This is a genomic window from Pandoraea faecigallinarum, from assembly GCF_001029105.3.
Classification (GTDB): domain Bacteria; phylum Pseudomonadota; class Gammaproteobacteria; order Burkholderiales; family Burkholderiaceae; genus Pandoraea; species Pandoraea faecigallinarum.
The window spans coordinates 4,238,407-4,251,702 of record NZ_CP011807.3 but is presented as its reverse complement, the minus strand read 5'-3'; the positions used below and the strand labels follow the sequence as shown (position 1 = coordinate 4,251,702).

General features: G+C 61.8%; 13 protein-coding genes. All 13 read left to right on the top strand.

Going from position 1 to position 13,296, the window contains the following annotated elements; genetic code table 11:
* The first annotated feature begins 134 nt into the window (after positions 1 to 134).
* The 13 genes from fabD (at position 135) to era (ending at position 13,255) form a co-directional block, all read left to right on the top strand.
* Positions 135 to 1,064, top strand: coding sequence for an ACP S-malonyltransferase (gene fabD / locus AB870_RS18660; RefSeq protein WP_047905844.1), 930 nt, complete (start codon positions 135 to 137; stop codon positions 1,062 to 1,064).
* Positions 1,065 to 1,088: 24 nt separating this feature from the next.
* Entirely contained in the window at positions 1,089 to 1,838 is a 750-nt protein-coding gene (fabG, locus tag AB870_RS18655) for a 3-oxoacyl-ACP reductase FabG (RefSeq protein WP_047905843.1), read from the top strand.
* 135 nt (positions 1,839 to 1,973) lie between these two features.
* A complete protein-coding gene (acpP, locus tag AB870_RS18650) occupies positions 1,974 to 2,213 on the top strand; it encodes an acyl carrier protein (RefSeq protein WP_047905842.1) in 240 nt (79 codons plus the stop codon).
* 144 nt (positions 2,214 to 2,357) lie between these two features.
* A complete protein-coding gene (gene fabF, locus AB870_RS18645) occupies positions 2,358 to 3,596 on the top strand; it encodes a beta-ketoacyl-ACP synthase II (protein WP_047908415.1) in 1,239 nt (412 codons plus the stop codon).
* Positions 3,597 to 3,763: 167 nt separating this feature from the next.
* Positions 3,764 to 4,363 carry an RNA polymerase sigma factor RpoE gene (gene rpoE, locus AB870_RS18640; RefSeq protein ID WP_010805230.1) on the top strand — a complete coding sequence of 200 codons (600 nt, stop codon included), beginning with the start codon at positions 3,764 to 3,766 and terminating at the stop codon, positions 4,361 to 4,363.
* A gap of 38 nt (positions 4,364 to 4,401) precedes the next feature.
* Positions 4,402 to 5,097 carry a sigma-E factor negative regulatory protein gene (locus tag AB870_RS18635; RefSeq protein ID WP_047905841.1) on the top strand — a complete coding sequence of 232 codons (696 nt, stop codon included), beginning with the start codon at positions 4,402 to 4,404 and terminating at the stop codon, positions 5,095 to 5,097.
* Positions 5,098 to 6,156, top strand: coding sequence for a MucB/RseB C-terminal domain-containing protein (locus AB870_RS18630; protein ID WP_047905840.1), 1,059 nt, complete (start codon positions 5,098 to 5,100; stop codon positions 6,154 to 6,156).
* Between the two features lie 130 nt (positions 6,157 to 6,286).
* A complete protein-coding gene (locus AB870_RS18625) occupies positions 6,287 to 7,798 on the top strand; it encodes a DegQ family serine endoprotease (protein ID WP_157112381.1) in 1,512 nt (503 codons plus the stop codon).
* Positions 7,799 to 7,806: 8 nt separating this feature from the next.
* On the top strand, positions 7,807 to 8,052 hold the full coding sequence (locus AB870_RS18620) for a glutaredoxin family protein (RefSeq protein ID WP_047905839.1): 246 nt from the start codon (positions 7,807 to 7,809) through the stop codon (positions 8,050 to 8,052).
* A 187-nt stretch (positions 8,053 to 8,239) separates the two neighbouring features.
* Positions 8,240 to 10,045, top strand: coding sequence for a translation elongation factor 4 (gene lepA, locus AB870_RS18615; RefSeq protein WP_047905838.1), 1,806 nt, complete (start codon positions 8,240 to 8,242; stop codon positions 10,043 to 10,045).
* 18 nt (positions 10,046 to 10,063) lie between these two features.
* On the top strand, positions 10,064 to 10,978 hold the full coding sequence (gene lepB / locus AB870_RS18610; protein WP_047905837.1) for a signal peptidase I: 915 nt from the start codon (positions 10,064 to 10,066) through the stop codon (positions 10,976 to 10,978).
* 276 nt (positions 10,979 to 11,254) lie between these two features.
* Positions 11,255 to 12,304, top strand: coding sequence for a ribonuclease III (gene rnc, locus AB870_RS18605; RefSeq protein WP_047905836.1), 1,050 nt, complete (start codon positions 11,255 to 11,257; stop codon positions 12,302 to 12,304).
* A gap of 57 nt (positions 12,305 to 12,361) precedes the next feature.
* On the top strand, positions 12,362 to 13,255 hold the full coding sequence (gene era / locus AB870_RS18600; RefSeq protein WP_047905835.1) for a GTPase Era: 894 nt from the start codon (positions 12,362 to 12,364) through the stop codon (positions 13,253 to 13,255).
* The last annotated feature ends 41 nt before the right edge of the window (positions 13,256 to 13,296 follow it).

Sequence of the window (13,296 nt, the reverse complement as noted above, 5' to 3'; positions counted from 1 at the left end):
CGGCGCCAAGGCGTCGCGCATGCCGATGGCGCCCGTCGCGGCGTACGGCGCGCGACGACGCCTCAATGTGCGTCACATCGGCGCGCCGCCATGCGCCGCAATGTTTCTGAATCTGACTGCAAAAAACAAGCGCCATGACATTCGCTTTCGTTTTCCCGGGACAAGGGTCCCAATCGGTGGGCATGCTCGACGCGTTCGCAGATAACGCGGTAGTGCGGGAAGTGCTCGCCGAAGCTTCGGACGCCCTCGGGCAGGACATCGCCAAGCTGATCGCCGCAGGGCCCGCCGAAGAGCTCAACCTCACGACGAACACGCAGCCGGTCATGCTGAGTGCCGCTTACGCGATGTATCGCGCATGGTTGGCCGACGGTGGCGCGATGCCGGCGTTCGTTGCCGGCCATAGCCTCGGTGAGTACACCGCGCTGGTCGCTGCCGGCGTGATCGCATTCAAGGATGCGGTGCCGCTGGTGCGTTTTCGCGCGCAAGCCATGCAGGAAGCGGTGCCCGTCGGGCAGGGCGGCATGGCTGCGATTCTCGGTCTGGACGACGATACGGTTCGCAGTGTCTGCGCAGACGCATCGGCCGCGGGCGTCGTCGAGGCCGTCAATTTCAATGCGCCGGCTCAAGTCGTGATCGCAGGTGCCAAGGCGGGCGTGGAGAAGGCCTGTGAACTGGCCAAGGCGGCGGGCGCCAAGCGCGCGCTCGTGCTGCCGGTCTCGGCGCCGTTCCATTCGTCGCTGCTCAAGCCGGCCTCGGATCGTCTGCGCGAGTATCTGGAAAACGTGACGTTTAACGCGCCGCAGGTCTCGCTCGTCAATAACGTCGATGTGGCGGTCGAAACCGACGTGGCTCGTATCAAGGACGCCCTCGTGCGTCAGGCTGCCGCGCCGGTGCGCTGGGTGGAATCGGTGAAGTGGCTCGCCGCGCAAGGCGTGACGCAGGTGGTCGAATGCGGCCCGGGCAAGGTGCTGACCGGCCTGACCAAGCGTATCGACGGTAATCTCACGGGTTTGGCGATCACCGATCCGGCGTCGCTCGCCGATGTGCGCGCCCAACTCTCGTAAGCCAACGGCAAGGGTATTTCTTACATGAGCAAGCAACTCGACAACCTCGTGGCCCTGGTGACGGGCGCTTCGCGCGGCATTGGTCGCGCCATCGCCCTCGAACTCGCGCGCCAGGGGGCGACCGTCGTCGGTACCGCGACCAGCGAGACCGGTGCGCAGGGCATCGACGCCTACTTCGCCGAAGCTGGCGTCGCGGGCAAGGGCATTGTCCTGAATGTGACCGACGCGGACGGTGTGGCCGCTGCGCTAGACGACATTCTCAAGCAGCACGGCAAACTGGACATCCTCGTCAATAATGCCGGCATCACGCGCGATAATCTCGCGATGCGGATGAAGGACGACGAATGGGACGACGTGATCGACACCAACCTCAAGGCGATCTTCCGTCTCTCGCGTGCGGTCATCAAGCCCATGATGAAGGCCCGTAGCGGTCGCATCATCAACGTGACTTCGGTTGTCGGCTCGGCCGGCAATCCCGGTCAGGCCAACTATGCGGCAGCCAAGGCGGGCGTGGCCGGGATGTCGCGCTCGCTGGCCGCCGAGATCGGCAGCCGGAACATCACGGTCAACTGTGTTGCCCCGGGCTTTATCGATACCGATATGACCAAAGCGCTGGGCGAGGCGCAGCATGAAGCGCTCAAGGCGCGGATTCCGCTGGGCCGCTTGGGCGCGCCGGAAGACATTGCCAATGCGGTGGCGTTCCTCGCGTCCCCGCAGGCGGGTTACATTACCGGCACCACGCTTCACGTGAACGGCGGCATGTTCATGAATTGAGGGAAATGCGTGCAGATATGATGAAAATGCATGTCTTTGCACGACATTGAACATTATTTGGCGCATGCTAACTTTGCTTGGCAAACCTGTTAAAATGCGCGCACTTGTCTGAACTAACTACCCCGGAGGGTTTGAATGGATACCATTGAGCAACGCGTCAAGAAGATCGTCGCGGAACAACTTGGCGTGGCAGAAGCCGACGTCAAGAACGAATCCAGCTTTGTGAACGATCTTGGCGCTGACTCGCTCGACACGGTTGAGCTGGTGATGGCACTGGAAGAAGAGTTCGAGATCGAGATCCCGGACGAAGACGCAGAAAAGATCACCACCGTGCAACAAGCTATCGATTTCGCCCAGGCTCAGTCGAAGGCCTGATACGCCTACGGATCGCCTGACTGGCCGGGATGCCGACCGGCTCCTGGCGTCAGGCATGCCTGTCAGCCGCAGGGAGCGCAGGGTCGGACCTTGTCGCCTCTGTGGCTTTTGTTTTGTATGACCCAGCAGAAGAAGGGGAGTATCGTGAGTCGTCGTCGCGTCGTCATTACCGGTCTGGGCCTGATCTCGCCGGTCGGCAACACCGTTGCCGAAGGTTGGGAGAATCTGGTCGCGGGCCGTTCGGGCATCGCCAACATCACGAAGTTCGATGCGAGCGGCCATAAGGTTCGCTTCGCAGGCGAAGTCAAAAACTTCGAGACCGAGAAGTATCTGTCGGCCAAGGAAGCGCGCCGCATGGATACGTTCATCCATTACGGCCTCGCCGCCGGTATTCAGGCGTTCGAGGACAGCGGTCTGCAAATCACCGCGGAAAACGCTGAGCGTGTGGGCGTGCTGGTCGGCTCCGGTATCGGCGGTCTGCCGATGATCGAAAATACGCAGACCGATCTGCTCAATGGCGGTCCACGCAAGATTTCCCCGTTCTTCGTGCCCGGTTCGATCATCAACATGATCTCCGGTCATCTCTCGATCAAGTACGGCCTGAAGGGCCCGAACCTCGCTATCGTCACCGCCTGCACGACCGGTCTGCACTGTATCGGTCAGGCGGCGCGCATGATTCAGTATGGCGACGCGGATGCCGTGCTTGCCGGCGGTGCCGAATCGACGGTGTCGCCGCTGGGTATCGGCGGCTTCGCTGCGATGACCGCCCTGTCCATGCGTAACGACGACCCGGCGACGGCGAGCCGTCCGTGGGACAGGGATCGCGACGGTTTCGTGCTGGGCGAGGGCGCCGGCGTGATGATGGTCGAAGAATACGAGCACGCCAAGGCGCGCGGCGCGAAGATCTATGCGGAGATCAAAGGCTTCGGCATGAGCGCCGACGCGTATCACATGACCGCACCGTGCGAAGACGGCGACGGCGCATTGCGCGCCATGACGAACGCACTGCGCGATGCCGGCCTCAATGCCGACACCGTCAATTACGTGAACGCTCATGGCACCTCGACGCCGCTGGGCGATATCGCCGAGACGGTGGCCATCAAACGCCTCATGGGCGACGCCGCCAAGCGTGTCGTCGTGAACTCCACCAAGTCGATGACCGGCCACTTGCTGGGCGGCGCGGGCGGCCTGGAGTCGGTGTTCACCGTGCTGGCCGTCCACCATCAGAAATCGCCGCCGACGATCAATATCATCAATCAGGACCCCGCTTGCGACCTCGATTACTGCGCAAACGTGGCCCGCGACGTGAAAATCGATGTCGCGTTGAAGAACTCTTTCGGATTTGGCGGGACTAACGGCACGCTGGTCTTCCAGCGCGTCTAAGTTCGCGGGGCGCCGCGCAGGCGTCCCGTCCCGCTGACCCACGCTCCGGTGAGTGTGCCCGGGCGTGCGGCGTAAAGACACTTCCAGCCACGGTGGCACGTGCTGCCGTGGTGCAATCGGGTCCGACCGGGGGCCTGGCAGCCAGAGAAAATACGGATCCATATCAGGTGAGTGAACGAGAAATCGACCAGGCGCTCGTTGAGCGCGTGCAAAAAGGCGACAAAGCCGCCTTCGAGCTATTGGTCGCGAAATATCACCGCAAGATCATCCGCCTCGTATCGCGGCTCGTGCGCGACGCCGCTGAGGTCGAGGATGTGACGCAGGAGGCCTTCATCAAGGCCTACCGCGCCTTGCCGCAATTTCGCGGCGAGTCGGCGTTCTATACCTGGTTGTATCGAATTGCTGTCAACACGGCGAAAAATCACCTTGCAACGCAGGGGCGCCGTGCACCGACTTCGACTGAAGCGAACGCTGAAGAAGCGGAAACTTTTGCCGAGGCCGATCAACTAAGGGATATCAACACGCCTGAGTCGATGCTGATGAGCAAGCAGATTGCTCAAACGGTCAACACAGCGATGGAGGCTTTGCCCGATGAGCTTCGGACGGCGATTACCCTGCGAGAAATCGAAGGGTTGAGCTACGAAGAGATCGCCGAAGCCATGGGGTGCCCGATCGGAACGGTCCGTTCGCGAATTTTCCGGGCGCGTGAAGCGATTGCCAGCCGGCTGAGGCCGCTGCTGGACACGCCTGACGGTAAGCGCTGGTGAGCGCGCCGCCGGGGAAGTTAATTTCGTTGGGGGATATCATGGGATCAGCGACGGTGCAAACGCAGCGGGGGCTGCAAGCCGAGCGGATTTCCGCGTTGATGGACGGGGAATTCGATCCGGACGAACTGGCTGCCCTGCTGGACGAGGCTGACGCCTCGGGTCGGCCTCTGTGGGACGACTACCATCTGATCGGGGACGCACTGCGTTCCGACGAACTGACGCTGCCGCGTTCGGAGTCCGCCTTCATGGCGTCGTTCGCGGCACGCCTCGAAGCCGAGCCGCATTTGCTCGCACCGGCCGCACTGGCCGATGCACAAGCGGCCGCGGCGCCGGGCGCGAGGGCCGCCGGCTCGCGCGTCACGCGAATCAATCCATTCCTGCGGGTACGCCGTGTCCTGCCGACGGCCGCTGCGGCCGCCGCAGTTGCCGCACTGTCGTGGGTCGTGGTCCCGCGTCTGCAAGACCATCCGGCAGGCGGCACGCAACCGCAGGTACTCGCTCAGGCGGCAACGCCGGCGACGGCCGGTTCGAGCCTCACGCGTGTGGCGCTCGCCCAGCAGCCGCAAGCCGCTGTGGCCGCCAACGGTGCCAGCGCCAGCGCGCAGAACGATCTGATCGTGCTGCGCGACGCACGTCTCGACCAGTATCTGGCGGCCCATCAGCAATATGCGCCGGCCCCCATCGGTCAGAGTGTTTCCCCCTACATGCGAGCCTCGGCGCAAGCGGACGAATAAATGCAGCGCCTGAGTATCGAATCCTTGCCGCGTGCGCCCATCGGGCGCACTTTCTTGCTGTTCGCTTTCCTTCTGGCGGCTACCCTGCAAACGCAGGCGTGGGCGCAGGCATCCGCGCCGTCGACCGACCCGCTGATCGAAAAGCGCGAGGTCAGCGCGTGGCTCAACAAGATCCACCGCGCGGCGCAGACGCAAAACTACATCGGTACGTTCGTCTACCAGCGCGGCTCGACCATGCGTTCGTCGAAGATCAGTCACTTCGCGGACAAGGGTAACGAGTACGAAGAGCTTGAGACGCTCGACGGACGTCAGCGTCGCATTCTTCGTCAGAACGACGATGTCTACACGCTCATACCGGAGCAGAAGACCGTCTTCCAGGAAAAGCGCGAGAGCAAGGATTCCTTCCCCGCTTTGCTCGCCACGCCCAATCGCGATGTGCTCGACAATTACGCACCGAAGCTGCTGCCCAATGAGCGCATGGCCGGTTTCGACTGCATGGTGATCGAACTCTCACCGAGGGACGATTACCGTTTCGGTTATCGCCTGTGGGCCGATCGCAACACCGGTCTGCTGCTGCGGGCGCAAACGCTCGATGCAGAAGGCCCCCTGCTCGAACAGGCGGCGTTCTCGCAAATTTCGATTGGCGTGCCGAGTGAGAAGGCGCGCATCATGCACGCGATTCAGGCGACACACGGCTGGCATGTCATCAAGCCGCAGATTGCCTCCACGCACTTGTCCGATGCGGGCTGGAGCATCGACGTCGACAAGAAGGTGCCCGGATTCAAGGCGGTGCGCGAGGTGCTTCGAACCATGCGTTCGACCGCGGACGGCAAGCCGCTGGAAGTCCAGCAGGTGGTATATTCCGACGGCATGGCCGGACTTTCGGTGTTTATCGAACCGGCCACGCGGGATCGCAAGGAAGGTCACGGCAGCGCGGGAGCGACGAACATCCTCATCAAGCGCTACGGCGACTTCTGGCTGACCTTGCTCGGCGAAGTGCCGCAGGCCACTCTGCAACAATTCGCCTCCAGTATCGAGTACAAACAGCCGGCGAAGTGACCGGCTGTCGGGTGGGCCGCGACCGGCGACGGCGCGGTCCGGGCAGCGAGGCGCATTCGAGACGCGACGAGGCGTCGGGTGCCGGACTGCCCTCAGGGATTCCGAGACTTTCGCGCACCACGATCTTCCAATGAAGAAGACTCTCCTGCTTCGTGTCATCCTCGGCGGCACCATCGCCGCTCAATTGGCGGGAGCTCCCGCCGCCTTTGCCGCACCGGCCTCGGCGCCGGGCAGCGGATCTGCGGCGTCGAACCCGCCGCTCGTCAGCAACCTTCCCGATTTCACTCAGCTCGTCGATCGCGTCGGCCCGGCCGTCGTGAACATTCGCACGACCGAGCGCGTCAGCCGCAGTCAGCGCGGCTTGCCGCCCGGCATGGACGACGACATGGCCGAGTTGTTCCGCCGCTTCTTCGGCGTCCCCATGCCGCAGCAGCCGGGCCCGAAGGGCGGCACGCCGCGGCGTGGTCAGCCGCAGCCGGACGAGGAGCAGAACAGCGGCGTGGGCTCGGGTTTCATTGTCTCCAACGACGGCTATATCCTGACGAACGCCCACGTCGTCGACGGTGCCGACAGCATTTACGTCACCTTGACCGACAAGCGTGAATTCAAGGCAAAGCTGGTGGGTGCGGACAAGCGTACCGACGTCGCCGTGGTCAAGGTCGAAGCGAAGGATCTGCCGACCGTGCCAGTGGGCGATTCGAACAGGCTGCGCGTCGGCGAGTGGGTCGTGGCTATCGGTTCACCGTTTGGTCTCGAAAATACGGTAACCTCGGGCATCGTGTCGGCCAAGGGGCGCGATACGGGCGATTACCTTCCGTTTATCCAGACGGACGTGGCCGTGAACCCGGGCAATTCGGGCGGTCCGTTGATCAATATGCGCGGTGAGGTGGTGGGCATCAACTCGATGATCTACAGCCAGACCGGTGGTTTCATGGGCATTTCGTTCGCGATTCCGATCGACGAAGTGATGCGCGTGGTCGACCAGCTCAAGAAGACGGGCAAGGTCGTGCGCGGCCGCATCGGCGTGGCGATCAGCGAAGTCAGCAAGGATGTGGCCGATTCGCTGGGCCTGCCGCGAGCGCAGGGCGCGCTGGTGCGCAGTGTCGAACCGGGCAGCCCGGCCGAGAAGGCGGGCGTGCAGCCGGGCGACATCATCATGAAATTCGAGGGCCGCTCCGTCGATCACGCGACCGACCTGCCGCGCATGGTCGGCGAGACCAAGCCGGGTTCGAGTGCCACGCTGCAAGTGCTGCGCAAAGGCAAGAATCAGGATCTGAAAATCACCATCGCAGAGGCTGACGCCGACACGCCCAAGGCATCCCGGGCGCAGAGCGGCAGCGCCGATACACCGCATCCGAACGCGCTGGGTCTGGTCGTCTCCGATCTGACCGAGGCACAGAAGAAGGATCTGAAGCTGCGTGGCGGCGTGCAGGTCGAGCTTGCCGAAGGTCCGGCGGGCCGTGCGGGACTCCAGCAGGGCGACATCATCCTGCGGGTGGGCGACGCCGATATCGCCAACGCCAAGCAATTCGAGGAAGTCGTCAAGGCGCTCGATCCGAAGCGTCTGGTGCCGATCCTGGTCCGTCGCGGCGATGCAACTCAGTTCGTGCCGCTGCGCCCGCGCGCGCCGAGCGGCAAGTAAGCTGGCTCATGACCGCGCCGGCGCTCACCCTTTATGGCCGCAAGTGGTGTCATCTTTGTGATGACATGCTTGCGGCGCTCGAGGCGATGCGTCCGGCGTGGGACTTTTCCGTCACGGTCATCGATGTCGACAGCGATCCCGCGCTGGAAGCCAGGTACGACGAGATCGTGCCGGTGCTTACATTGGGGGAGCGCGAGTTGTGCCGGTATCGTTTCGACGTCGATGCCGTTGCTGTCGTATTTCAATCGGGCTGAAGCCGCGCCCGTCTACCGGCCCGCGACCGGCACCAGAACCTTCCCGCCACTACCGATGTATCGCCGCGATGCGCGCGATTCCAGACGGAATCCCTGCGCTTTCGGCTAAAATGTCGTGTTTGCCGATTCTCTCGAAAGCCGCTGCCGAGCCGAATCCGATGGCACCGACTTTTCTATAGCCCGCCTCATGGACCATATTCGCAATTTTTCGATCATCGCCCACATCGACCACGGGAAATCGACCCTGGCCGATCGCATCATCCAGCTGAGCGGCGGTTTGTCCGATCGTGAAATGGAATCGCGCGTCCTCGACTCGATGGACCTCGAGCGCGAGCGTGGCATCACCATCAAGGCACAGACGGCTGCGCTGCAATACAAGGCTCGCGACGGCAAGGTCTACAACCTCAACCTCATCGATACGCCGGGACACGTCGACTTCTCGTACGAGGTGAGCCGCTCCCTGTCCGCCTGCGAAGGCGCGCTGCTCGTGGTCGACGCCTCGCAGGGCGTGGAAGCGCAGACGGTCGCGAATTGCTACACGGCCATCGAACTGGGCGTGGAAGTCGTGCCGGTGCTCAACAAGATCGACCTGCCGTCTGCTGAACCGGAAAACGCGATTCAGGAAATCGAAGACGTCATCGGTATCGAAGCGACCGACGCTGTGCGCTGCTCGGCGAAGACCGGGCTCGGCGTGGAAGACGTGCTCGAAGCCCTGATCGCCAAGGTGCCGCCGCCCAAGGGCGATGCAAACGCACCGTTGCAGGCGCTGATCATCGACTCGTGGTTCGATAGCTACGTGGGTGTTGTCATGCTGGTGCGTGTCGTGAACGGCACGCTCAAGCCGAAGGAAAAGATTCATTTGATGGCCACGGGCTCCAGCCATCTGGTCGAGCAGGTCGGCGTGTTCACGCCGAAGTCGAAACAACTCGCGTCGCTCTCGGCAGGACAGGTCGGCTTCATCATCTCCGGCATCAAGGAACTCGGTGCCGCAAAGGTGGGTGATACCGTCACGCATGCCGTGACCACGACGACCAAGCCGGCCGACGCGCCGTTGCCAGGCTTCAAGGAAGTCAAGCCGCAGGTGTTCGCCGGTCTCTACCCGGTCGAAGCGAATCAATACGACGCGCTGCGCGAATCGCTCGAAAAGCTCAAGCTCAACGACGCCTCGCTGCAATACGAACCGGAAGTCTCGCAGGCGCTGGGGTTCGGTTTCCGTTGCGGCTTCCTGGGCCTGCTCCACATGGAGATCGTGCAGGAGCGTCTGGAGCGCGAATTCGACATGGACCTCATCACCACGGCACCGACCGTGATTTATGAGGTGACGGAGCGCGACGGCACGGTCGTGTCGGTCGAAAATCCGTCGAAGATGCCGGATCCGGGGCGTATCGAAGAAGTGCGCGAGCCGATCGTTACCGTCAATCTGTACATGCCGCAGGAGTACGTCGGTTCGGTCGTCACGCTGTGTCAGCAAAAACGCGGCATCCAGATCGACATGCAGTATCACGGTCGTCAGGTCCGTCTGATTTATGAAATCCCGATGGCCGAAATCGTGCTCGACTTCTTCGACCGTCTGAAGTCGGTGTCGCGCGGTTATGCGTCGATGGACTATGAGTTCAAGGAATATCGCGCGTCGGACGTGGTCAAGGTGGACATGCTCATCAACAGCGACAAGGTCGATGCGCTGTCGATCATCGTTCACCGTTCGGAGAGCCGCCGTCGCGGTGCGCAGGTCGCGTCGAAGATGCGGGAAATCATTCCGCGTCAGATGTACGATGTAGCGATTCAGGCGGCGATCGGTGCGAACATCATTGCCCGTGAAAACATCAAGGCTTTGCGTAAGAACGTTTTGGCCAAGTGCTATGGTGGCGACATCACACGTAAGAAGAAGCTGCTCGAGAAACAGAAGGAAGGTAAGAAGCGCATGAAGCAGGTGGGGAGCGTCGAGATTCCTCAGGAAGCGTTCCTTGCCATTTTGCAAGTCGAAGACAAATAACGTAGCGACAGGTCCCGCATGAATTTCGCCCTGATTCTTTTGATCCTGGTGCTGGTGACCGGGGTGGCCTGGGTGGCCGACAAGTTGGTGTTTCAACCGGCGCGCCGCCGGGCAGCACAGAACGCCGTGGCGCAATTCGATCAGCAGCAGTTGGCATTACAGGGGTCCGGTGTCCAGGGCTCGGGGCCGCAGGAAAGCAACGCGCTCGCAAGCGCACGCGCGAAGCTGCGGGACGAAAAGCTGCGTCAGCCATGGTGGCTCGAATATTCCGCGAGCTTCTTCCCGGTGATTCTGGCGGTGTTCGTGCTGCGCTCGTTCGTGGTCGAGCCGTTCAAGATTCCGTCCGGATCGATGATCCCGACGCTGCTCGTCGGCGATTTCATTCTCGTGAACAAGTTCGACTACGGCATTCGTCTGCCGGTGATCAACAGGAAAATCGTCGACGTGGGCGAGCCGAAGCGCGGCGATGTCGTGGTGTTCCGTTACCCGAAAGACGAGTCGATGGATTACATCAAGCGCGTGATCGGTGTGCCGGGCGATGTGGTGGCCTACCAGAACAAGAAGCTGACCATCAACGGGCAGCCGGTGCCGGAAACGGCGTTGCCGGACTACTTCGACGACGAGCACATTGCCTACTTCAAGCAGTTCGAAGAGACGGTCGGCGGGGTGAAAAACCGTATCCTGAACGATCCGAACGTGCCGCCATACATCATGGGGGCCGACGACTTCCCGAACAAGCAGAACTGCCAGTACAACAGCCAGGGCGTGATTTGCAAGGTGCCGCCGGGCAATTATTTCATGATGGGCGACAATCGCGACAACAGTGCGGATAGCCGTTACTGGGGCTTCGTGCCGGAACAGAACATCGTTGGCCGTGCCTTCTTCATCTGGATGAACTTCTCGAATCTGAAGCGTCTGGGCAGCTTCCAGTAAGCGGCCCTGGTCACGGATGCGGCGATGTGCGCCGATGATCGCTGAATTGATGCGGAAATTGACGTTATTTTGTCATTTTCCGCATTATTATTTTTAAAGCAGAAATAAAAAATGCGATGTGACAGGACTACCCGGAGGACCGATTCGTCCTGACCTCGGAAATGTCCGATCCACCGCTCTCACGCGAGTCCGAAAAGGCCGCCGGACGGCGGTAAAGCCCGTCGTTTCTTGGCGACGACGCGCGCCGGGGCGGGAGCGTCGCGCTATACTTGCGCCATGCCTCAATCTCTGAACCAACTGGAAGAACGCCTCCAGTATCGTTTCCACGATGCGGAATTGCTTTGCCAAGCACTGACGCACCGTAGCCACAGTGCCGCCAACAATGAGCGGCTGGAGTTTCTCGGCGATTCCATTCTGAATTGTTCGGTCGCAGCGATTCTTTTCCGTCGCTACGGCAAGCTCGACGAAGGCGACCTCTCTCGTGTGCGCGCCAATCTCGTGAAGCAGCAATCGTTGTACGAGATCGCGCAGACGCTTGGCGTTTCCGATTTCCTGCGCCTGGGCGAAGGCGAACTCAAGAGCGGGGGCTTTCGCCGACCATCGATTCTGGCTGACACGCTCGAAGCGCTGTTCGGGGCGATGTACCTCGACGGCGGGTTCGAGGCGGCCTATGCGGTGATCGAGCGGCTTTATACGCCGGTGCTCGAACACGTTGACCCGAAAACGCTTGGCAAGGATGCCAAGACGCTGCTTCAGGAGTATCTGCAAGGTCACAAGATCGCGCTGCCGCAATACACAGTGATTGCCACGCACGGCGCTGCACACAACCAGCAGTTCGAGGTCGAGTGTACGGTGCCGAAGCTCGACATCAAGGTGGGCGGCTCCGGTGCGAGCCGTCGTGCGGCGGAGCAGGCGGCTGCCAAGAAGGCTCTGGAAGAGGTGCAGAAGATGCCTGCGCTCGCCAAGCCGAAGGCGGAAAAGAGCGCCAAGGCGGCCAGGAAGCGTGCGGCGAAGGCGGCGGCGTCCGAGGCGAAGAAGGCGGAGAAAGCGGAGAGGGCCGGTCAGGTGGCAACGGCGTCGCAGGTCGACTCGAAAGACGCGAAGGACGTGCGCGATACCGTTGCGGGATCGACGACGGCGCCTGCAATGACAGCGTCGAGCCACGGCGCGCCGCGTGGCACGGCGACGGAAAAAAACGTCGACAAGCCTGCCGAGAAGGTCGGGGATAAAGTCGCGGAAAAGGCCGTGGAAAAGGCTATCGAGAAGCCGGCGGACAAGCCGACCGAGAAGGCCGACGCCGCCAGGCAGCCGCCGGCTGCCGCCTGAGTCCCATTCAGGGGACAAGCGCGAGACGCCGGCCCCTATTCAAGAGAGTTTCCAATCATGAACGATAAGACGGATTTTCGCTGCGGCACCGTGGCGATCGTCGGGCGTCCTAACGTCGGCAAGTCGACATTGCTCAACGCCCTCGTCGGTCAGAAGATCAGCATTACGTCGCGCAAGGCGCAGACGACGCGACATCGCATTACCGGCATCAATACCACCGAAGACGCGCAGTACATCTTCGTCGACACCCCGGGTTTCCAGACGCGCCACGCGACAGCCCTGAACCGCTCGCTCAATCGCGCAGTGACCTCTACGCTCTCAAGCGTCGATGTCGTAATGTTCGTGATCGAAGCCGGCACGTTTGGTCCGGACGACGAGAAGGTCCTCAATCTGCTGCCGGAAACCACGCCGGTACTGCTCATCGTCAACAAGCTCGATCGCATTGCCGACAAGGCGGAAATGTTGCCGTTCCTGCGCAAGGTCGGCGAGGCGCGCGATTTCCGTGAAATCGTGCCGCTGTCGGCCAAGCGTGCGGATGACATCAAGCGCTTGCTCGGTGTGTTGCGTCCGTACCTGCTCGAAGGCGAGCCGATCTATGGCGAGGACGATCTGACCGATCGCAGCGAACGCTTCATGGCGGCGGAAATCCTGCGTGAGAAGGTCTTCCGCTGGACCGGCGACGAAATCCCGTACACGAGCACCGTCATCATCGACAAATACGAGCAGGAAGGCCGGTTGCGCCGCATCTTTGCGAGCGTGCTGGTCGAGCGCGAAAACCACAAGGCGATGATCATCGGCAGCAAGGGTGCGAAGCTCAAGCAGATTTCCACCGATGCCCGTCACGACATGGAAAAGCTCTTCGACGGCCCGGTGTATCTGGAAGTCTTCATCAAGGTGAAGAGCGGGTGGGCCGACAACGACGCCGGCCTGCGGGCATATGGCTACGAGTGAACTCGACACCTCACGCGAAGACGTTGCCGTTCCTGTCGAAT

Bases quoted from the DNA above. Each gene is read 5' to 3' on its own strand.
- AB870_RS18635 (WP_047905841.1), top strand. From the start codon at position 4,402: ATGGGATCAGCGACGGTGCAAACGCAGCGGGGGCTGCAAGCCGAGCGG.
- fabG (WP_047905843.1), top strand. From the start codon at position 1,089: ATGAGCAAGCAACTCGACAACCTCGTGGCCCTGGTGACGGGCGCTTCG.
- lepA (WP_047905838.1), top strand. From the start codon at position 8,240: ATGGACCATATTCGCAATTTTTCGATCATCGCCCACATCGACCACGGG.
- AB870_RS18630 (WP_047905840.1), top strand. From the start codon at position 5,098: ATGCAGCGCCTGAGTATCGAATCCTTGCCGCGTGCGCCCATCGGGCGC.
- lepB (WP_047905837.1), top strand. From the start codon at position 10,064: ATGAATTTCGCCCTGATTCTTTTGATCCTGGTGCTGGTGACCGGGGTG.
- acpP (WP_047905842.1), top strand. From the start codon at position 1,974: ATGGATACCATTGAGCAACGCGTCAAGAAGATCGTCGCGGAACAACTT.
- fabD (WP_047905844.1), top strand. From the start codon at position 135: ATGACATTCGCTTTCGTTTTCCCGGGACAAGGGTCCCAATCGGTGGGC.
- era (WP_047905835.1), top strand. From the start codon at position 12,362: ATGAACGATAAGACGGATTTTCGCTGCGGCACCGTGGCGATCGTCGGG.
- rnc (WP_047905836.1), top strand. From the start codon at position 11,255: ATGCCTCAATCTCTGAACCAACTGGAAGAACGCCTCCAGTATCGTTTC.
- AB870_RS18625 (WP_157112381.1), top strand. From the start codon at position 6,287: ATGAAGAAGACTCTCCTGCTTCGTGTCATCCTCGGCGGCACCATCGCC.
- AB870_RS18620 (WP_047905839.1), top strand. From the start codon at position 7,807: ATGACCGCGCCGGCGCTCACCCTTTATGGCCGCAAGTGGTGTCATCTT.